Annotated in this window: 1 protein-coding gene; it reads left to right on the top strand. The window is 41.1% G+C overall.

Translation table 11 applies throughout. From position 1 onward, the window contains the following. The coding region (locus AC0L3J_RS37715; protein WP_473350483.1) for a Tn7-like element transposition protein TnsE at positions 1-348 on the top strand (348 nt) is incomplete at both ends.

Below are 348 nucleotides of genomic sequence, written 5' to 3'. Positions count from 1 at the left end.
GCCAAACTATTTTAGAAAAAGAAGAAGCAACAACAAGTGAAAATAGTAATTTGGTTAGTACTGATGAGCCACACTTAGGTGGTGTCCTAGCAGCGGCAGATGTGGGTGGGAAGCAGGATGCAACCAATTACAACTCTATTTTTGCTAATCGATTTGCTGCTTTTGATGAGCTACTTTCAATTCTAAAAACTAAATTTGCATGTCGGGTGCTTTTTGAAGAAACCTTGGTTTTGCCAAAAGTTGGGCGTAGCCGATTACATCTGTGTAAAGATGGCTCACCAAGAGTGATTAAAGCCGTTGGGGTGCAACGTAATGGCAGTGAATTTGTATTGCTAGAGGTGGATGCAT

Source organism: Bradyrhizobium sp. Kon37 (genome assembly GCF_055807535.1).
Note: the sequence above shows the minus strand (reverse complement) of the source record. Positions and strands in the feature narration are given on the sequence as shown.